Source organism: Streptomyces sp. NPDC005202 (genome assembly GCF_040608235.1).
Classification (GTDB): Bacteria; Actinomycetota; Actinomycetes; order Streptomycetales; family Streptomycetaceae; genus Streptomyces.
Window position 1 is genome coordinate 292,335 of sequence record NZ_JBEXHW010000002.1, and the last position, 19,777, is coordinate 312,111.

Annotated in this window: 17 protein-coding genes; 13 read left to right on the plus strand and 4 right to left on the minus strand. The window is 71.5% G+C overall.

Going from position 1 to position 19,777, the window contains the following annotated elements:
• The first annotated feature begins 145 nt into the window (after window positions 1–145).
• From ABZV31_RS05100 to ABZV31_RS05150, 11 genes are all read left to right on the plus strand, one after another.
• On the plus strand, window positions 146–1,126 hold the full coding sequence (locus ABZV31_RS05100; protein ID WP_355889017.1) for an MCE family protein: 981 nt from the start codon (window positions 146–148) through the stop codon (window positions 1,124–1,126).
• Window positions 1,123–2,256 (plus strand): MCE family protein, encoded by a 1,134-nt coding sequence (locus ABZV31_RS05105; protein WP_355888256.1) that lies wholly within the window; start codon window positions 1,123–1,125, stop codon window positions 2,254–2,256. Before ABZV31_RS05100 ends, ABZV31_RS05105 begins: the two co-directional genes overlap by 4 nt.
• Entirely contained in the window at window positions 2,253–3,539 is a 1,287-nt protein-coding gene (locus tag ABZV31_RS05110) for an MCE family protein (RefSeq protein ID WP_355888259.1), read from the plus strand. Before ABZV31_RS05105 ends, ABZV31_RS05110 begins: the two co-directional genes overlap by 4 nt.
• Entirely contained in the window at window positions 3,536–4,810 is a 1,275-nt protein-coding gene (locus ABZV31_RS05115) for an MlaD family protein (RefSeq protein WP_355888262.1), read from the plus strand. Before ABZV31_RS05110 ends, ABZV31_RS05115 begins: the two co-directional genes overlap by 4 nt.
• Window positions 4,783–5,418 (plus strand): hypothetical protein, encoded by a 636-nt coding sequence (locus tag ABZV31_RS05120; protein ID WP_355888264.1) that lies wholly within the window; start codon window positions 4,783–4,785, stop codon window positions 5,416–5,418. Before ABZV31_RS05115 ends, ABZV31_RS05120 begins: the two co-directional genes overlap by 28 nt.
• A gap of 47 nt (window positions 5,419–5,465) precedes the next feature.
• Entirely contained in the window at window positions 5,466–6,299 is an 834-nt protein-coding gene (locus ABZV31_RS05125) for a hypothetical protein (protein WP_355888267.1), read from the plus strand.
• A gap of 211 nt (window positions 6,300–6,510) precedes the next feature.
• Window positions 6,511–7,350 (plus strand): TIM barrel protein, encoded by an 840-nt coding sequence (locus tag ABZV31_RS05130; RefSeq protein WP_355888269.1) that lies wholly within the window; start codon window positions 6,511–6,513, stop codon window positions 7,348–7,350.
• A 47-nt stretch (window positions 7,351–7,397) separates the two neighbouring features.
• Window positions 7,398–8,312: a 2-hydroxy-3-oxopropionate reductase gene (locus ABZV31_RS05135; protein ID WP_355888272.1), complete on the plus strand. Its 915-nt coding sequence runs from the start codon at window positions 7,398–7,400 to the stop codon at window positions 8,310–8,312.
• 170 nt (window positions 8,313–8,482) lie between these two features.
• The gene (locus tag ABZV31_RS05140; protein ID WP_355888274.1) at window positions 8,483–9,961 is read left to right on the plus strand and encodes a catalase; all 1,479 of its coding nucleotides are present in this window, start codon (window positions 8,483–8,485) and stop codon (window positions 9,959–9,961) included.
• Between the two features lie 493 nt (window positions 9,962–10,454).
• On the plus strand, window positions 10,455–10,688 hold the full coding sequence (locus tag ABZV31_RS05145; protein WP_355888277.1) for a hypothetical protein: 234 nt from the start codon (window positions 10,455–10,457) through the stop codon (window positions 10,686–10,688).
• 267 nt (window positions 10,689–10,955) lie between these two features.
• Complete coding sequence (locus tag ABZV31_RS05150; RefSeq protein ID WP_355888280.1) at window positions 10,956–11,351, plus strand: hypothetical protein; 396 nt, start codon at window positions 10,956–10,958, stop codon at window positions 11,349–11,351.
• Between the two features lie 96 nt (window positions 11,352–11,447).
• Here ABZV31_RS05150 and ABZV31_RS05155 read toward each other — a convergent pair whose 3' ends face one another.
• Together ABZV31_RS05155 and gcl are read right to left on the minus strand one after the other, a co-directional pair.
• The gene (locus ABZV31_RS05155; RefSeq protein WP_355888283.1) at window positions 11,448–12,296 is read right to left on the minus strand and encodes an alpha/beta hydrolase; all 849 of its coding nucleotides are present in this window, start codon (window positions 12,294–12,296) and stop codon (window positions 11,448–11,450) included.
• An 89-nt stretch (window positions 12,297–12,385) separates the two neighbouring features.
• Window positions 12,386–14,170 (minus strand): glyoxylate carboligase, encoded by a 1,785-nt coding sequence (gcl, locus tag ABZV31_RS05160; RefSeq protein WP_355888285.1) that lies wholly within the window; start codon window positions 14,168–14,170, stop codon window positions 12,386–12,388.
• 242 nt (window positions 14,171–14,412) lie between these two features.
• On the opposite strand from gcl, the gene ABZV31_RS05165 reads away from it, so the two are divergent.
• Complete coding sequence (locus ABZV31_RS05165; RefSeq protein ID WP_355888288.1) at window positions 14,413–15,105, plus strand: hypothetical protein; 693 nt, start codon at window positions 14,413–14,415, stop codon at window positions 15,103–15,105.
• Window positions 15,106–15,312: 207 nt separating this feature from the next.
• Here the strand turns inward: ABZV31_RS05165 and ABZV31_RS05170 are convergent, their stop codons facing one another.
• Together ABZV31_RS05170 and ABZV31_RS05175 are read right to left on the minus strand one after the other, a co-directional pair.
• Entirely contained in the window at window positions 15,313–16,920 is a 1,608-nt protein-coding gene (locus ABZV31_RS05170; RefSeq protein ID WP_355888291.1) for an AMP-binding protein, read from the minus strand.
• Window positions 16,917–18,590 carry an AMP-binding protein gene (locus tag ABZV31_RS05175; protein WP_355888294.1) on the minus strand — a complete coding sequence of 558 codons (1,674 nt, stop codon included), beginning with the start codon at window positions 18,588–18,590 and terminating at the stop codon, window positions 16,917–16,919. Before ABZV31_RS05175 ends, ABZV31_RS05170 begins: the two co-directional genes overlap by 4 nt.
• A gap of 125 nt (window positions 18,591–18,715) precedes the next feature.
• Between ABZV31_RS05175 and ABZV31_RS05180 the strand changes: the two genes are divergently transcribed.
• Entirely contained in the window at window positions 18,716–19,546 is an 831-nt protein-coding gene (locus ABZV31_RS05180) for a helix-turn-helix transcriptional regulator (protein WP_355888297.1), read from the plus strand.
• Window positions 19,547–19,777 lie beyond the last annotated feature (231 nt).

Here is a 19,777-nt window from a genome sequence, read left to right on the forward strand (position 1 = left end):
GGTGCGCGTGCTGCCGCCGAGGCTGCCCAGGCCGCCCAGGCCGCGGCTCCTGCCCCGCAGGACGCGACGCCGCCGTCCCGAGCCTCTGGTGAGGGTGCGCGTGCTGCCGCCGAGGCTGCCGAGCGTCCGGCTGCGCCGTCCGCGGCTGACGCCGTTCCGTGAGCGGAATCCCCTCGTGGTCGGCGCCGTCGGCCTCACCGTCCTCGCGCTGCTGACCGTCGCCGCGTTCAACGCCGACAGTCTGCCGCTGATAGGCGACGGAAAGACGTACAGCGCGGCCTTCTCCGAGGCGGGCGGCCTCAAGCCGGGCGACGAGGTGCGGATCGCCGGGGTCAAGGTCGGCAAGGTCGAGAGCGTCGACCTGGAGGGCGACCACGTCAAGGTGACGTTCAAGGTCAAGGGCGACCCCGCCTTCGGCACCGACACCGGCGCGGCGATCCGGGTCAAGACGATCCTCGGCGCCAAGTACCTCGCGCTGAGCCCGAAAGGGCCCGGCCAGTTGAAGCCGGGCAGCGAGATCCCGATCGGGCGAACGGTGTCGGCGTACGACGTCGTGCAGGCCTTCAGCGACCTGACCACCACGACGGAGGAGGTCGACACCCAGCGGCTCGCGAAGGCGCTGGACACCCTCTCCACCACCTTCCAGGACTCGCCCGCGGAGGTGCGGGCGTCCATCAAGGGACTGTCGAGGATCTCCAAGACGATCGCCTCGCGCGACAAGGCGCTGCACGGGCTCCTCGACCACGCGAACGGAGTCACCAAGGTGCTGGCCGAGCACACCAAGGACTTCTCCGCTCTGGTGAAGGACGGCGACAGGCTGTTCAAGGAGATCGGCAAGCGGCGCGCGGCGATCCACAACCTGCTCAAGAGCTCCGCGCTGCTGGGCATCGAGCTGTCCGGCCTGGTCGAGGACAACCGCAAGGAGATCGGGCCCGCCCTGAAGAACCTCAACACCTTCGTCACGATGCTCGAACGCAACCAGGCGAGCCTCGACCGCAGCGTCAAGCTGCTCGCCCCCTACATCCGGGTCTTCACCAACACCCTCGGCAACGGCCACTGGTTCGACTCCTACGTCCAGAACCTAATCGCCGCCCCGGTCGTGCCGCGGACGGGAGGCTCGCGATGACCACACGCTTCCCCGTCCGGCGCACCCGGGCGGTGCTCACCACGCTCGCGGTCGCCGCCGGCCTCGCCGTCGTGCTGTGGCCGCACTCCGACACCGTCCGCGTCACCGCGTACTTCCCGCGCACCGTCGGCATCTACCCCGGCTCCGACGTCCGCGTCCTCGGCGTCCGCATCGGCGAGGTCAGGAAGATCACGCCGGAGGGCGGCCGGGTCCGGGTGGACCTGGAGTTCGACCAAGGGCGCAAGGTGCCCGCCGACGCGCAGGCCGCCATCATCAACTCCTCGGTGGTCAGCGACCGTTACGTGCAGCTGCTGCCGGTGTACCGGAAGGGCCCGGTGCTGCGGGACGGCGCCGTCATCCCCGAGTCGCGCACGGCCGTCCCCGTGGAGCTGGACCGGATCTTCGACAGCCTGCACACCACCGCCGAGGCGCTCGGCCCCAAGGGCGCGAACAAGGACGGCTCCCTGTCGCGGCTGCTCGGGGTGAGCGCGGACAACCTCCAGGGCCAGGGCGCGCACCTCCACCAGACGGTCGAGAACCTCTCGCAGGCGGTCACCACACTGTCCGAAGGGCGGGGCGACCTGTTCGGCACCGTACGCAACCTGCAGGTCTTCACGGCCGCCCTGGCGGCCGACGACAAGAGCGTGCGGTCGTTCAACACCAGCCTCGCCAAGGTGGCCCAGCAGCTCTCCGGGGAGCGCAAGGACCTCGCGGCGGCGCTGCAGCACCTGGGTACGGCGCTCGGCGACGTGTCCGACTTCGTGAAGCACAACAAGACAACACTGGCCTCGGACGTCAAGGGACTCAGCAAGGTCACCAAGCTCCTCGTCACCCAACGGGCCGCACTGGAGGAGCTGTTGACGGTCGCCCCCACCGGTCTGTCGAACCTGCACAACGCCTACAACCCCTCCTCCGGCACCCTCGACACCCGCAACAACCCGCAGAGCCCGCAGGACCCGGCGTCCCTGCTGTGCTCCCTGCTCAAGACGACCGGGGACGCGGGCGGCAAGAACCCCGACTGCAAGGAGCTGCACAAGCTCTTCGACTCGCTGCCTGAGCTTCCGGCCGCCCCGGCGGGGACGGGCACGGTCGACCGGACACTGAGCGGAATCCTGGGGGCCAGGGCATGAGCATGGTGCGCAAGGGCCGGGTGGTCGCATGGACGGCGGCCGGTTCGCTGCTGCTGTCGGGGTGCGAGTTCAACGGCTGGTACGACGTCCCGCTCCCCGGGGGCGCCGCGGCCGACGGCCACGCCTACCACGTCACGGTCGAGTTCAGGGACGTACTCGACCTGGTGCCGCAGTCGGCGGTCAAGGTCGACAACGTCCCCGTGGGCGCGGTCGAGAAGGTGGAGCTGGACGGCTGGCACGCGCGCGTGCGGCTGCGCGTCGCCGACTCGGTGAAGCTGCCGGCCAACGCGGTCGCCGACCTCGGGCAGACCAGCATGCTCGGCGAGAAGTACGTGGCACTGTCCGCGCCGGTCGGCACCCCGCCCGTCGGGCGGCTCCGCGACGGCGCCGTGATCCCGCTGTCCCGCAGCGGCCGCAACCCGGAGGTCGAGGAGGTGCTGTCCGCGTTGTCCGCGCTCCTCAACGGCGGCGGCGTGGCCCAGCTCAAGACCATCACCGTGGAGCTGAACAAGGCCCTTCAGGGCCGCGAGAACCGGGTCAAGTCCCTGCTCACACAGCTCGACACGTTCCTCGGCAGCCTGGACGAGCAGCGCGGGGAGATCGTCCGCGCGCTCAAGGGCGTCGACCGGCTCGCCAAGCGCCTGGGGAAGGAGAAGAAGACGATCGCCGCGGCCGTCGACACGATCCCGCCCGCGCTGAAGGTCCTCGCCGACCAGCGCCGCGACCTGACGAAGATGCTCACCGCACTGTCCAAGCTCGGCAAGACCGGAACCAGAGTCGTCAACGCCTCGCGGGACGACGCCGTCGCCAACCTCAAGCAGCTGCGGCCGATCCTGCAGCAGCTCAACAAGGCGGGCGACGACCTGCCCAACTCCTTGGAGCTGCTGACCACGTACCCGTTCCCGCGCAACGTGGTGGACGCCGTGAAGGGCGACTACGTCAACCTGAAGATCACCGCCGACCTCGACCTGGCGGGCCTCTACGGCAACCTCACCGACAAGCCCGGCAAGGACGGCGGCGGCTCCGGGAAGCAGCCGACCCCGAGTCCCTCGCTCCCGAACCTGCCGGACGTACCGCCGCCCACCGCGCTGCCCAGCACCCCGAGCCTGCCGAAGGTGCCGAAGACGCCGGCCCAGCCCTCGGCATCGGCGGGCGGCGGTGGCGATGTGCTCTGCCCGCCGGTGTGCACCGCGAGCTACGGCACCTCGGGAGACGCGCGCCGCCTCCCGCCCGGGATCAACCTCGCGCTCGCCGAGCTCCTGCTGAAGGGGATACAGCCGTGATCACACGTACGGTCAAGGGCCAGCTGCTCGCCTTCGCCGCCGTCACCGCCCTCGGGGTGTCGTACGTCGGCGTCCAGTACACGGGCCTGGCGGACGCCCTCCTCGACCGCGGCTACACGGTGCGGGCCGACTTCGCCGAGTCCGGGGGCGTCTTCCCGGGCGCCGAGGTCACCTACCGCGGGGTGCCGGTGGGCCGCGTGAGTGACCTGCGGCTGACCGGGTCCGGGGTGTCGGTGGCGCTGCGGATCGAGGACGGCGCGCCGCGGATCCCGGCCGACACCCTGGCGGTGGTCGCCAACCGTTCGGCGGTGGGCGAGCAGTACGTCGACCTGCAGCCCCGGCACTCCGGCGGCCCGTATCTGACGGACGGCAGCCCGATCCCGCGCAGCAGCACCCGGACCCCGCTGCCCGTCACCGACCTCGTCCTCGGCCTGGACCGGCTGGTCAACTCCGTCGGCAAGGACGATCTGCGCACCACCGTCGACGAGTTGGGCAAGGCCTTCGCCGGCACCGGACCGGGGCTGAGCCGTCTGGTGGACTCCGGCAACGCGCTCGTCGAGTCGGCGTCCGACTCCCTTCCTCAGACGGTCTCGCTGATCGAGGACTCGCGTAAGGTGCTCAAGACACAGGCCGACCAGGGTTCGTCCATCAAGTCGTTCTCCCGCGATCTGGCGGCGCTCGCCGCCCAGTTGAAGTCGAGCGACGGGGATGTGCGCCGGCTGATCGACAACGCGGCGCCCGCCGCCGAGGAGGTCGACTCCCTGCTGAAGTCCACCCGGCCGCACCTACCGGTCCTGCTGACCAACCTCATCAGCGGCGGCCAGGTCACCCTGGCCCGGCTGCCCGGAGTGGAGCAGGCCCTGGTCACCTTTCCAGCGGTGGTCGCGGGCAGCTACACGGTCGTGCCCGGCGACGGCACCACCCACTTCGGGATGGTGGTGAACGCCAACGACCCGCCCGCGTGCACCCAGGGCTACGGGACACGGCGGCGCGACCCCGCCGACACCAGCACGCGTCCGGCAAACACCGACGCACACTGCACGGCCCCGCGCGGCGGCAGGACCTCGGTGCGCGGCGCGCAGAACGCCCCCGGTGCGTCGGCCGGTTCGGGCCGTGCCGGGCAGGCCGCGTACGTCACCCCGTACGACCCGGAGACCGGCACCGCCACCGGCCCGGACGGGACACCCGTCGAGATCGGCTCGACGGGTGGCGAACAGACCACGTTCGGAAAGGAGTCGTGGCAATGGCTGCTCGTCGGGCCGATGGCCTGAACGCCGAGGACATGAACGCCCAGGACATGAACGCCCAGGACATGAACGCCCAGGACATGAACGCCGAGGACATGAACGCCGAGGCCGTGAACACCGGTGCCTTGAGCAACGGGCGTGGCTTGAACAAGGGGCGCCGCAGGGCCCTGACCGCGGGCCTCGTCGCCGCAACGGTGCTGACGACCGCGCTGTCAATCTGGCTGGGCCTGCGGCTGTCCGACCAGCGCGCGGCGGAGCAGCGCCGCCAGGACATCCTGGCCGCGGCCCGACAGTCGGCGCTGAACTTCACCTCGCTCGACTACCGGCACTACGGCCAGGACAGCCAGAACGTGCTGAAGGGCGCCACCGGCGACTTCAAGAAGCAGTTCGCCGCGCAGACCGAGGAGTTGACGAAGCTCGTCGCCCGGAACAAGTCGGTGTCCGAGGGGCAGGTCCTCGAAGCGGGCATCGTGCGGTCCGACGCGCGCTCGGCCCGGGTCCTGGTCGTCGCCGACAGCAAGGTGACCAACACCGCCGTGCCCGAGGGACAGGCGCGCACGTACCGGCTCCAGCTCGATCTCGTGCGCCAGGGCGGCCGCTGGCTGACCTCCGATGTCGAGTTCGTGGGCTGACCGGCCCCGTCGCGTACCACCAGGCACCACCAGTGAGGAGAAAGACCGTGGCGAACCCGACCTCCCGAAGCCGCGGCGCGGGCTCCCCCGCCCGCCGCACCCTGGCCGCGTCCGCCCGCGCGGCGGCCAAGCGCGCCCAGCAGCCGGCGCGCGAGGCGCGCGGCGCCCGTACCGCCTCGCGCCCGGCGGACGAGGGACGGCGGCGGAACGAGGAGGAGCAGTCCGGGCGCACCCTGCTCATCGACCCCCCGGCGGACGGCTGGGACGACCCGCCGGAGCCGTCGCCGGAGTCCGTGGAGGAGGAAGCGGGGGAGGAAGCGCAGGAGCAGGCGCGGGAGCAGGTGGACGAGGATGCGGAGGAGAGCACGCCCGCGTGGCGGACCGGGCGGAGACTGCTCACCGCCGCCTTCTGCGTGCTGCTGCTGGCAGGCCTGGTCGCCGTCGCCGTGCTCGGGTGGCAGTACCGGGAGGCGCGGCAGGCCGAACAGGCCCAGGGACAGGCGCTCGCGGCCGCGCAGAAGGCGGCACCGGTCGTGCTGTCGTACGACTACCGGCATCTGGACCGGGACTTCGCGCGGGCCCGCGCCCAGCTGACCGGGGCCTTCCGCGACGAGTACCTCAAGACCACGAGGGCGGTGGTCGGGCCGACGGCGAGGAAGTACCACGGCGTGGTGAAGGCGACGGTGGCGGCGCCCACGGGCGGCACCCCGGCGGCCTCCGTCGTGTCGGCCGCGCCGGACAGGGCCGTCGTGCTGCTGTTCGTCAACCAGGTCACCCAGAGCACCCAGGTCTCGGGATCCCGCCTGGATCTGAACCGGGTGCGGATGACGCTGACCCGCACCTCGTCGGGCTGGAAGGTGAGTGCCGTGGACGCGCTCTGACCGACGCCGGGAGGACCGCCGCGTCCGCCTCTGGAAGTGCCCCTGCGCAGGCCGCGCAGGGGCACTTTTTCGTGAGCGGTCTTGACAGTCGTCCCCGATCACGGGCAGCCTTCCATTAAGCAGAAATAAACTTCCGCAATACGGAAGTGTGGTATTTGCGGAATCGACACGGAATCACCGGTAGGACCGGTAGGAAGGGAGCGCCGCCCCGATGGGATTCGCCGACCAGCGCTTCACCGTCAACCTGTCGATCCTCTTCACGGAACTCCCGCTCCTGGAGCGTCCCGCGACCGCCGCCGCGGCCGGCTTCACCGCGGTCGAGCTGTGGTGGCCCTGGGTCGACACCCCCACCCCGGAGCAGTCCGAGCTCGACGCCCTGAAGAAGGCGATCGAGGACGCGGGCGTGCAGCTCACGGGCCTGAACTTCTACGCCGGGCAGCTCCCGGGCCCGGACCGCGGCGCCCTGTCGGTCCCCGGCGAGGAGTCGGAGCGGTTCCGCGCCAACATCGACGTGGCCGCCGACTTCGCCGAGGCACTGGGCTGCAAGGCCCTCAACGCCCTCTACGGCAACCGCGTCGAGGGCGTGGACCCGGCCGAGCAGGACGCGCTCGCGCTGGAGAACCTGGTCCTCGCGGCCAGGGCCGCCGACCGGATCGGCGCGATCCTGCTGATCGAGGCCCTGAACCAGCCCGAGTCGCCGCTGTACCCGCTGGTGAGCGCCCCCGCCGCCGTCGGAGTCGTGGACAAGGTCAACAACGCGACCGGCCTCGGCAACGCGAAGTTCCTGATGGACCTGTACCACCTGTCGATGAACGGCGAGGACCTGCCGCAGGTGATCGAGCAGTACGCGGCCACGACGGGTTACGTCCAGATCGCCGACAACCCCGGCCGCGGCGCCCCCGGCACGGGTTCGCTTCCGCTGGAGGACCTCCTCGACCAGCTGAACAAGGCCGGTTACGAGGGCTGGGTCGGCCTGGAGTACAAGCCGGGCGACCGCCCGAGCGCCGAGGCCTTCGACTGGCTGCCGATCGAGGCCCGCGCGGCCCGCTGAGCGCCAACCCACAGACGTCGCCAAGCAGTCAGAGAGGCACCCCCACCATGAGCACCCTTGCAGCTTCCTCCCAGCCGACCCGCCCGTCGATCGCCTGGATCGGCCTCGGCATCATGGGCTCCCCCATGTCCGAGAACCTGATCAAGGCGGGTTACGACGTCACCGGCTACACCCTGGAGCAGGAAAAGCTGGACCGTCTGGCCGCCGCCGGCGGCACCGCGGCCGGTTCCGTCGCCGAGGCCGTCCGCGACGCCGACGTCATCATCACGATGGTGCCCGCGTCCCCGCAGGTGGAGGCGGTCGCCTACGGCCCGGACGGCATCCTCGAGAACGCGAAGTCCGGCGCCCTGCTGATCGACATGTCCTCGATCACCCCGCAGACGTCGATCGACCTGGCGAAGAACGCCGCCGAGAAGGGCATCCGGGTGCTCGACGCCCCGGTGTCCGGCGGTGAGGCCGGCGCCATCGAGGCCGTACTGTCGATCATGGTCGGGGGCGAGCAGGCCGACTTCGACGCGGCGAAGCCGATCTTCGAGGCGCTGGGCAGGACCATCGTGCTGTGCGGTCCGCACGGCTCGGGCCAGACCGTGAAGGCCGCGAACCAGCTGATCGTCGCCGTGAACCTCCAGGCGTGCGCCGAGGCCGTGGTCTTCCTGGAGAAGTCCGGCGTGGACCTGAAGGCGGCCCTGGACGTCCTGGGCGGCGGCCTGGCGGGCTCGACCGTGCTGACGCGCAAGAAGGACAACTTCCTCAACCGCGACTTCAAGCCGGGCTTCCGCATCGACCTGCACCACAAGGACATGGGCATCGTCACGGACGCGGCCCGCGCCGTCGGCGCCGCCCTGCCCGTCGGTGCCGTGGTCGCCCAGCTGGTCGCCAGTCTGCGTGCGCAGGGCGACGGCGGCCTGGACCACTCGGCCCTGCTGCGGGCCGTGGAACGCCTGTCCGGCGCCCAGGTCTGACATTCCCGAGATCTCCGGGTGGCGCCGTCGCCGACACCTGTCCTGTCGCGCCCAGGCGGCGGCGCCACCCGGAACCACCTTCAACAAACTGTTGACGTCCAGATCACCCCAAACCTAGGCTCCACAAAGCGGAAACAGGTTTCCGCTGCCCCTCGTACGGAAGGTCAACGATGTCGAAGCGCGTGCTCACGGCGAGAACACTCACTACTGAGTCCGGCGCCCCGGTCGCAGACAACCAGAATTCCGCCACCGCAGGTGTCGGCGGCCCGCTCCTCCTCCAGGACCAGCACCTCCTGGAGAAGCTGGCGCGCTTCAACCGTGAGCGCATCCCGGAGCGCGTGGTGCACGCCCGCGGCTCCGGCGCGTACGGCCACTTCGAGGTGACCGACGACGTCACCGGCTACACCTGCGCCGACTTCCTGAACACGATCGGCAAGCGCACCGAGGTGTTCGTGCGCTTCTCCACCGTGGCGGACTCCCTCGGCGGTGCGGACGCGGTACGCGACCCGCGCGGCTTCGCGGTCAAGTTCTACACGGAAGAAGGCAATTACGACCTCGTCGGGAACAACACGCCGGTCTTCTTCATCAAGGACCCGATCAAGTTCCCGGACTTCATCCACTCGCAGAAGCGCGACCCGTTCACCGGCAGGCAGGAGCCGGACAACGTCTGGGACTTCTGGGCGCACTCCCCCGAGGCCACGCACCAGGTGACCTGGCTGATGGGCGACCGCGGCATCCCGGCCTCCTACCGGCACATGAACGGCTACGGCTCGCACACCTACCAGTGGACGAACGCGGAGGGCGAGGCCTTCTTCGTCAAGTACCACTTCAAGACGAACCAGGGCATCCGCTGCCTGTCCACCGAGCAGGCCCAGGAGATCGCAGGCAAGGACCCCAACTCCCACCAGACGGACCTGCTGCAGGCGATCGAGCGCGGGGTGCACCCGTCCTGGACGCTGTATGTCCAGATCATGCCTGCGGCCGAGGCGGCGGACTACCGCTTCAACCCGTTCGACGTCACCAAGGTCTGGCCGCACAAGGACTACCCGCTGCAGCGTGTGGGCCGCCTGGTCCTCGACCGCAACCCGGACAACGTGTTCGCCGAGGTGGAGCAGGCCGCGTTCTCCCCGAACAACTTCGTGCCGGGCATCGGCCCGTCGCCGGACAAGATGCTCCAGGGCCGCCTGTTCGCCTACGCGGACGCCCACCGCTACCGTCTGGGCGTCAACCACACCAAGCTCGCGGTGAACGCCCCGAAGGCCGTGCCCGGCGGCGCGAACAACTACGGCCGCGACGGCTTCATGGCGAGCAACCCCCAGGGCCGGCACGCGAAGAACTACGAGCCGAACTCCTACGACGGCCCGGTCGAGACCGGCCGCCCGCTGTCGGCCCCGCTGGCCGTCAGCGGTCACACGGGCACCCACGAGGCCCCGCTGCACAGCAAGGACGACGACTTCTTCCAGGCCGGCGAGCTGTACCGGCTGATGTCTCGGGAGGAGAAGCAGCGTCTGGTCGCGAACATCGCCGGTGGCCTGTCGCAGGTCTCCCGCGACGACGTGATCGAGAAGAACCTTGCGCACTTCCACGCCGCCGACCCGGACTACGGCCGGCGCGTGGAGGAGGCGGTCCGCGCCCTGCGCGAGGACTGAACACCGATGCCGCGCACGGAGTCTGACGAAGAGTTATGATTCCGGACGCGCAGCCCGCGCGGTCCCTCGGGCGACCCGGATGAGGGGTGGTCGCCCGGCGGCGGCGCGGCCGGGGCGAGGACCGCGGCGCGTGCGAGCCAGTGCGGTGGTGAAGGTCCCGAGACCGCCTTCTCGACCAGAGGGAAGGCGTCCCGGCTCCGTCGCATCCGCCGCGGTCCCAGCCACACGCCTCGCCATGCGAGGCCCGCAGACTCCGTCCGGCGGCGCGAACGTCCTGTCGCGAACAGCCTCGCACCGTCGGACGGCCACATCCGAATGCCTCACCGGCCGGGGAGCGCCGGATGCGGACCACATCCCGCATCCGGCGCTCCTCGGCGTCTTCGGTGCCTTCGGCGTCTCCGGCGTCTCCGGCGTCTCCGGCGTCTCCGGCGTCTTACGTGTCTTACGTCATCTCCGGGGTGCGGATCCGCCCCGCCGGCAGGAGCCTGAAGGCATGGAGAACACCACGCAGTACCCGCACATCGTGGTGCATCCGCCGGCCCTGGACGGCTCCCGGCGGGTCACCGAGGGTGACCTGACCCTGGGGATCGCGTCCCACCTGGACGACGTCGTCGAGATCCTGCGGCTGGCCGACCTGGACCGGATCGAGGTCGAGGAGAGCGAACTCATCGAGTGGCAGGGCGGCGGTCCGGACGACTGGCCGGGTCTGTCGGAGCACGACATCTGAGCCGCGCACGCCGGCAGGCGTCCCACGGCTCGCGTACGGCAGGGGGCGTACCCCGGCTACGACATCCTCAAATCAACCTCTGAACACGGCGGAAGAGGCTTCAACCGCCCCCGGGGCCGGGCAGATTGCCATCACGCGGGGCCCGCCGGCACGGGGGCGGCGGGCCCCGGCAGGGGGATGTCATGACCAGCGGTACGACGGGCAGGCTCTCGCCGCACGGGGGGGCTCCCTGCTGCGGGGCGGCCCGCGCGCCGCCGTACGGTCGCCGTGCTCGCCCCGCACCTGAGGGGCGCCGTCGACGCCGACCGCCCGGGAACGATGCGGACCACGGGGGCGTCCTCGGGCAGTGGGCAGGATCTGCCGACCCTGCCGCCGCCGGCGAAGCCGGTGCACGGCGCCCTCTTACGGCCCGCGGACGTGCGGGAGTTGCTCCGGCGGCCGGACGTCCACCGCGCCCTCGGCGAGCTGCGCGCCGAGGGCGCGGCTGCCGGGCTGCTGCGTGCCTTCCCTCCCGTCCGGCCCCGGGCCGCCCGCCGCGCCCTGAGGGAGCTGTGCGACCGGCATCCGCTCCCGGCGAGCCGCGTGGCCTTCCCGGCGAGCCCGGAGCGTCTCGCGACGGACGCGGTCCTCATGGCGGTCCGCCACACGGCGACCGGGCCCTGACCGTGTTCGCCCCGCGCCTGAGGGGCGTGGCCGGGCTGATCGGCCGCGGGGGCACGGGGGACCAGGAGGTGCCGCGGTCCGCGTGCGGGAGCGGCTTCAGCTGTGGCTGCTCCCCGTGACCGACCGGGGGTTGTCGAGGAACGCCAGGGTGTGGCGCAGGAACAGGTCCGGGCGTTCGTTGTACGGCTCGTGGGCCGTCGGCAGCAGAACGCTCACCGTACGGGCCGGCAAGGCGCGCCGGGCGCTGCGTCCGTCGAGGAAGGCCGGGACCACCGGGTCGCGCCTGCCCCACAGCAGCAGGACGGGTGCGCCGATGCCGCCGGGGTCCGTCAGGCCGAACTCCGCCTCCGCGAAGCCACGCCAGATCGCGCAGTGGACGGCCAGCCTCCGCTCGTCGTACGGCAGCCGGCGCGCCCGCGCGTACGTGGCCCGGGCGCTCGGCGTCCGCAGGGCACCCAGGTAGGCGCGGGCGAGGGGGACGACGAGCCGGCGGGCGCGGTCGGGGCGTCCCATGACCGCGCGGCAGAACCAGCGGGTGAGCGCGTTCTGCGCGGTGAAGCCCGCCGGGTCGACCAGCACCAGGGACGTGACCGCGTGGGCGTGGCGCCCCTCGGCCAGACGGCAGGCGACGTATCCGCCGACGCTGTTGCCGAGCACGGCGAGCCGCCGTACGCCGTGCTCGGCGGCGAGCACGTCGAGGACCTGCTCGGCGGCCTCCACCAGCCGCTCCGGGGTGACCCGCCCGGGCTCCGGCGCCGTGGAGTCGCCGCAGCCGGGCCAGTCGACCACGAAGGTGCGGTGGTGGTCGGCGAGGGCGGGCAGCACGGCGTCGTAGTCCCGGCCGTCGCCGGGGTTGGCGTGCAGGAGCAGCAGCGCGGGCGCCCCGGGCGCGCCGTCGCAGCGCACGGCGATGTCACCGAGCACCGTGGGAACCGTCATCCGCATGGGCCGAGCATGCCGGACCGGCCCGCGCCTGGGAACAGCGCGAGGGGCGGCCCCTTCAGGGGATGGGCCGCCCCTCCTCCAGGCGTGGGTCAGACCTTCAGCGTCTTGATCGAGGTCGGCGCGTGGCCGGGCTCGGTCGCGAGTTCCTCGAACTCGACGACGTTGCTGATGTCGTTGGTGGTCGACATGGAGATGTTGGTGACGCGCTCCAGGATCGCCTCGACGACGACCGGCACTTGGTGCTCGGCGGCGAGCTTCTTGGCCTGCTCGAAGGCGGCGCCGAGTTCGTTCGGGTCGGTCACGCGGATCGCCTTGCAGCCGAGGCCCTCGGCGACCTTGACGTGGTCGACGCCGTAGACGCCCAGCTCGGGCGAGTTGATGTTCTCGAACTCCAGCTTGACCTGGAAGTCGATGTCGAACGCCCGCTGCGCCTGGCGGATCAGGCCCAGGTAGGCGTTGTTGACGAGGACGTGGACGTACGGGATCTTGTGCTGGGCGCCGACGGCCAGCTCCTCGATCATGAACTGGAAGTCGTAGTCGCCGGACAGGGCGACGACCTGCGCCTGCGGGTCGGCCTTGGCGACGCCGAGCGCGGCCGGGACGGTCCAGCCGAGGGGGCCCGCCTGGCCGCAGTTGATCCAGTGCCGCGGCTTGAAGACGTGCAGCATCTGGGCGCCGGCGATCTGCGAGAGGCCGATCGTCGACACGTACCGGGTCTCCGGGCCGAAGGCCTTGTTCATCTCCTCGTAGACGCGCTGCGGCTTGATCGGGATGTCGTCGTAGTGCGTACGGCGTTGGAGGCGGGCCTTCTTCTCCTGCGCGGCGGCGGCCCACTCGGAGCGGTCGGGCAGCCTGCCGGCCGTCTTCAACTCCTTCGCCACCTCGACGAAGAGCTCCAGGGCCGCCTTCGCGTCGGAGGTGATGCCGTAGTCGGGGGCGAAGATCTTGCCGATCTGGGTCGGCTCGATGTCGACGTGGACGAAGGTGCGGCCCTCGGTGTAGACGTCCAGCCGGCCGGTGTGGCGGTTGGCCCAGCGGTTGCCGATGCCGAGGACGAAGTCGGACTCGAGGAAGGTCGCGTTGCCGTAGCGGTGCGAGGTCTGCAGGCCGACCATGCCGGCGTTCAGCTCGTGGTCGTCGGGAATGACGCCCCAGCCCATCAGGGTCGGGACGACCGGGGTGCCGGTCAACTCGGCGAACTCGACGAGGAGTTCGGAGGCGTCGGCGTTGATGACGCCTCCGCCGGCGACGATCAGCGGCCGCTCGGCGGCGACCAGCATCCCGATCGCCTTCTCGATCTGGGCGCGGGTCGCGGCCGGCTTGTGGACCGGGAGCGGCTCGTACGTCTCCGGGTCGAACTCGATCTCGGTGAGCTGGACATCGATCGGCAGGTCGATCAGGACCGGTCCGGGGCGGCCGGAGCGCATCAGGTGGAAGGCCTGCTGGAAGACGCCGGGGACCTGCGCGGCCTCGAGGACGGTGACCGCCATCTTGGTCACCGGCTTGGCGATGGAGGCGATGTCGACGGCCTGGAAGTCCTCCTTGTGGATCACGGCGGTCGGGGCCTGGCCCGTGATGCACAGGATCGGGATGGAGTCGCCGATGGCGGAGTACAGGCCCGTGATCATGTCGGTGCCGGCGGGGCCGGAGGTGCCGATGCAGACGCCGATGTTGCCCGGGTGGGTACGGGTGTAGCCCTCGGCCATGTGCGAGGCGCCCTCGACGTGGCGGGCGAGGGTGTGGTGGATGCCGCCGGAGGCCTTGAGCGCCGCGTAGAAGGGGTTGATCGCCGCGCCCGGCACACCGAACGCGTCGGTGACGCCCTCGCGCTTGAGGATCTCAACTGCCGTGCGGGCAGCGGTCATACGAGCCATCGAGTACTCCTGCTTCGGCTGTCGGATTCGCACTCCCGTCGCGCCCCGCGGTGAGCTTCTTCCGTATAGCGGAAAAATACTTCTACCATCTGGAAGCAATGTAGGTGGGTGGACGAAGGGCGTCAAGAGACGGCAACGAGGGGTTCGCCGCTGGGCGAAGCGGCGGACAGGCAGGGGTCCGCTGGAGCACGATGGAGGCGCTGCCTCGACCGCTGCCTCGATGCGACGCCTTGGAGTGGGTCATGCCCGAGAGCGTGCCGGTGCGCTGCCCGGCCTGCCGGCGCGAGCACGTTTACACCGCGCCGTCCTATCCGTGCGCGTGCGGCGCGCCGGTCGCCCCGCTGCTGGACCGCCGGGCCGCGCCCACGGCCGTCGCCCACCGCAGCTGGGACGAGGACTGGATCACCGTCCGCTGCGGGTCCTGCGGCCGCCGGGACCAGTGGCCGCGACCGGAGCTGGGCTGCCCGTGCGGGACGGTGCTGCGGGTTCCGGTGGCGGGGACGGACCCGGCAGCGGACGTGGGCACCAGGACGGGTGCCGTCGCCCGCTCGGCGCGCGCCGCCTTCCAGCCCGTCGCCATACGCACCGCCCGCGACGCGGTCACCGCCGCCGCGCTGTATCTGCGTTGGCTCGGCTACGAGGGCATCCGCCGGGCCGACCAGCGGCCCCCGTCCGGGATCGGTCTCGCCGCCCGGGGCCTGCTGGCCCAGGTGGAGCCCACCGTGCACCGGGCCACGCTGCGGGACGTGGAATGCCTGTGGCTGACGGCCATGGCGGAGTCCGCCGGCTGCGTCTGCTTCTCCCTCGCCGGATACACCGACGACGCCCGCTCGCGCGCCGACGCCCTGGGCATCCCGCTGTTCGTCCTCGACCTCACGGGCACCCCGCAACCGGTGAACGACCCGGCCGACGCGCTGAACGCCACGGGCGCCTGACGCCCCGGGGACAGCCGAACACCACGGCGCCCAACACCCCCGGAACAGCCGACACCACGGCGCCCAACACCCCCGGAACAGCCGAACACCACAGGCGCCCTGCGCCCGGGGACATGGGCTGGGCCCCGGCCGACGCGTGCGCCACCGACTGCGCACGCCACCGGGGCCCGCCGGTGAGCTCCTACCGGACGCTCGTTTTCGTGCGGTTCACACGCCGTACTTCTCCCGCAGCTCGACCTTGCGCACCTTTCCGGACACCGTCATCGGGAAGGAGTCCAGGATCCGCAGCCGGCTCGGGATCTTGTAGTGCGCCAACTGCCCCTCGCAGAAGGCCCGCAGCTCCTCGAGGGTGAGCGGGTCGGCCGCATCGCGCGGGATGACGCAGGCGAGGACCTCCTCGCCGTACTTCTCGTGCGGTACGCCGACGACCTGCACGTCCCGGATCTTCGGGTGGGCGTAGAGGAACTCCTCGATCTCCCGCGGGTAGATGTTCTCCCCGCCCCGGATGATCATGTCCTTGATGCGGCCGACGATCTCGACGTACCCGTCCTCGCGCATCACCGCCAGGTCCCCGGTGTGCATCCAGCGGCCGGGGTCGACGGCCTCGGCGGTCTTCTCCGGCTCGTTCCAGTAGCCGAGCATCACGCTGTAGCCGCGGGTGCACAGCTCGCCCGCCGTGCCGCGCGGCTGGGTCACGCCGGTCACCGGGTCGACGACCTTCACCTCGATGTGCGGCAGCACCCGCCCCACCGTGCCGGTGCGGTGTTCGAGGTCGTCGTCCCTCCGCGTCTGGAGGGAGACGGGGGACGTCTCGGTCATGCCGTAGCAGATGGAGACCTCCTCCATGTGCATCTCGGCGACCACCCGCTTCATCACCTCCACCGGGCAGGGCGAGCCCGCCATGATGCCGGTGCGGAGGGAGGACAGGTCGTACGTCGCGAAGTCGGGGAGGTTCAGCTCCGCGATGAACATCGTCGGCACGCCGTACAGCGACGTGCACCGCTCCTGCTGCACGGCCTCCAGCGTGGCCTTCGGTTCGAAGGAGGGCGCCGGGATGACGATGCAGGCCCCGTGCGAGGTGGCCCCCAGGTTGCCCATCACCATGCCGAAGCAGTGGTAGAAGGGCACGGGCAGGCAGACTCGGTCCTGCTCGGTGTAGCCGATCGTACGGCCCACCCAGTAGCCGTTGTTGAGGATGTTGTGGTGGGAGAGCGTGGCGCCCTTGGGGAAGCCCGTCGTGCCCGAGGTGTACTGGATGTTGACCGGGTCGTCGCAGCGCAACTCGGCCTGTGCGGCCGCCGGTTGCTCGGGCGGCACGGAGGCCGCCCCGGCCGTCAGCGCGTCCCAGGACGGGTCGCCGATGTAGACGGTCTCCCGCAACTCGGGGCACCGCCCGCGGACTTGCTCCACCAGCGCCCGGTAGTCGCTGCTCTTGTGCGCCAGCGAGGCGATGAGCACGGAGACGCCGGCCTGTTTGAGGACGTACTCCAGCTCGTGGGCGCGGTAGGCCGGGTTGATGTTCACCATGATGGCGCCGATGCGGGCGGTGGCGTACTGGACGAGCACCCACTCGGGGCAGTTGATCGCCCAGATTCCCACCCGGTCGCCCTTGACCACGCCCTTGGCGAGCAGCCCGCGCGCCACCTCGTCGACCGCGGCGCCGAACTCGGCGTACGTCCAGCGGCGCCCGGAGGGCACGTCGACGAGGGCCTCGCGGTCCGGGAACGCGGCGATCGCCCGGTCGAGGTTGGCGCCGATGGTGTCCCCGAGCAGGGGCGTCCTACTGGTCCCGTGGCTGTACGACGGCTCGCTCACCGGAAGTCCTCCTCGCGGTACTCGTTCTCCGACCCCACGGCCGTGGCCTCGCGCAGCTCGATACGGCGGATCTTGCCGGACACGGTCTTGGGCAGCTCGCCGAACTCCAGGCGGCGGATGCGCTTGTAGGGGGCGAGGACCTCGCGGGAGTGCTCGAAGAGCACCTTCGCGGTGTCGGGGCCGGGCTGCCAGCCCTCGGCCAGCACGATGTACGCCTTGGGGACGGCCAGCCGCAGCTCGTCCGGCGCGGGCACGACGGCCGCCTCGGCCACCGCCTCGTGCTCCAGCAGGGCGCTCTCCAGCTCGAAGGGGCTGATCTTGTAGTCGGAGGCCTTGAACACATCGTCCGCGCGCCCCACGTACGTGATGTATCCGTCCGCGTCCCGCGAGCCGATGTCCCCGGTGCGGTAGTAGCCGCCCGCCATCGCCTCCGCCGTGCGGTCCGCGTCCCCGTGGTAGCCGGTCATCACGCCGACCGGGCGCACGGACAGGTCGAGCGCGATCTCGCCCTCGTCGACGCCGGGCGCGCCCGAGACCGGGTCGAGCAGCTCGACGCGGTAGCCCGGGCTCGGCCGCCCCATGGAGCCGGTCTTCAGGGGCTGGCCGGGGCTGTTGGAGACCTGCACGGCCGTCTCGGTCTGCCCGAAGCCGTCCCGGATGGTCACGCCCCAGGCCCGGCGCACCTGCTCGATGACCTCGGGGTTGAGCGGCTCCCCGGCGGCCACGGCCTCGCGGGGCGGGGTGCGCAACTGGGTGAGGTCCGCCTGGATGAGCATGCGCCACACGGTCGGCGGGGCGCAGAAGGTGGTGACGCCCGCGCGGTCCATCTCGGACATCAGCCGGGCCGCGTCGAAGCGCGTGTAGTTGTGGATGAAGACGGTCGCCTCCGCGTTCCACGGGGCGAACAGGTTCGACCAGGCGTGCTTGGCCCAGCCGGGCGAGGAGATGTTCAGGTGCACGTCGCCGGGCTTGAGGCCGACCCAGTACATGGTGGCCAGGTGCCCGATCGGGTACGAGGTGTGGGTGTGCTCGACCAGCTTGGGGCGGGCGGTCGTGCCCGAGGTGAAGTAGAGCATCAGCGGGTCGTCGGCGAGGGTGGGCCCGTCCGGGAGGAAGTCCGCGGAAGCTGCGTACGCGTCCTCGTACGGCTCCCAGCCCTGCTCGGGCAGGCCGCCGACGGCGATGCGGGTGTAGGCACCGGGCACGTCGGCGAACTTGGCGGTGTCCTCGGCCCGCGCGATCACGTGCTTCACGCGGCCGCGTTCGACGCGGTCGCGCAGGTCGGCGGGGCCGAGCAGCGGGGTGGCGGGGATGACGACGGCACGCAGCTTCATCGCGGCCAGCGCCGTCTCCCACAGCTCGACCTGGTTGCCGAGCATGACGAGGATGCGGTCCTCGGCGCCGACGCCCCGGTCGCGCAGCCAGTTCGCGGCGCGGTTCGAACGCTCGGACACCTCGGCGAAGGAGAGCCGGGTCTCGGTGCCGTCCTCCTCGACGATGTGCAGGGCGGTGCGGTCGTTGCCGTCCGCGACGACGTCGAACCAGTCCAGCGCCCAGTTGAAGTGCGAGGGCCGGGGCCATTCGAAGCCCTCGTAGGCCGTGGGGTAGTCCTCGCGGTGTTCCAGCAGGAAGTCCCGCGCCCTGCGGAAGAGCTCCGTCGCCGTCGTCATTTGTCCTCCTCGGTGCCGGACCATTGCCGGGCGGCTCTCCGACATCGTGTAATCCGTGATGCGCATCTCACTACCCCCGAACGGGGGGGTGGGCCGCAGAGTGGCGGCGACGAAGGGGCGAGCACGTGGCAGCAGACGCGACCGGGGCGGTGGAGATACGGGGTGCGCTGGTGCGGTTGCGTCGTGCGACGGGGCTCCCGGTCGCCTTCGGCGGCCTGGTGGAGTCCGGCCGGCCGCAGGTGCGCATCAGCGAGCTGAGCGGCACGACGACGCTCGCGCTCAGCGCGCTCGCGGTGACCTCCGGCAATGGGCTGGGCGGGAAGGCGGTGGCGCTCGCCCGCCCGTGCGCGGTGACGGACTACTCCTCCTCGCGGCAGATCAGCCACGAGTACGACGCCGCCGTCGCCGCGGAGGGGCTGCGCTCGGTGGTGGCGGTGCCCGTGGTGGTACGGCGCCGGGTCCGCGGGGTGCTGTACGGCGCGCTGCGCACGGCCCAGCCGCTCGGCGACCGCACGCTGAGCGCGGCCGTGGAGGCGGCGCGGGACGTGGAGCATGCGCTGGTGGTGCGGGAGGAGGCGCGGGGACTGCTGGCGGCGGCGCGCCCGGAACCCGTCGCCCGAGACGCGGGCGCCGCCTGGGAACAGGTGCGGGAAGCTCACGCGGCGCTACGCGCACTCGCGCCGCGGATCGCGGACCCGGAGCTCCGGGCCGAGCTCCTCGACGCCTGCGGCCTGCTGACCGCGGCCGCGCCTCGGGAGGGGACGAGCCTGGCCCCCCGGGAGGTGGACGTCCTGGCGTGCGTGGCCGCCGGGGCGACGAACGCGGCGGCCGCCGCGCGCCTGGGCCTGAGCCCCGAGACCGTCAAGAGCTACCTGCGGTCGGCGATGCGCAAGCTGGGCGCACACACGCGAGGAGAGGCGGTGGTGGCGGCCCGCCGAGCGGGGCTGCTGCCGTAGAACGCGGGTGCCGACGAGTGCAGCGCGATCGCAGGAGGGAGCACCGCCTTGGGACGCGGGCGGGAGAACCGCGGTCGGCGGTGCGGACCGGAGCGCCGCCCCCGGAGCACAAGCGCGAGAAGCACCATGGACGGCACGGACCGGAGCGCCGCCCCCGGAGCACAAGCGCGAGAAGCACCATGGACGGCACGGACCGGAGCGCCGCCCCCGGAGCACAAGCGCGAGAAGCAC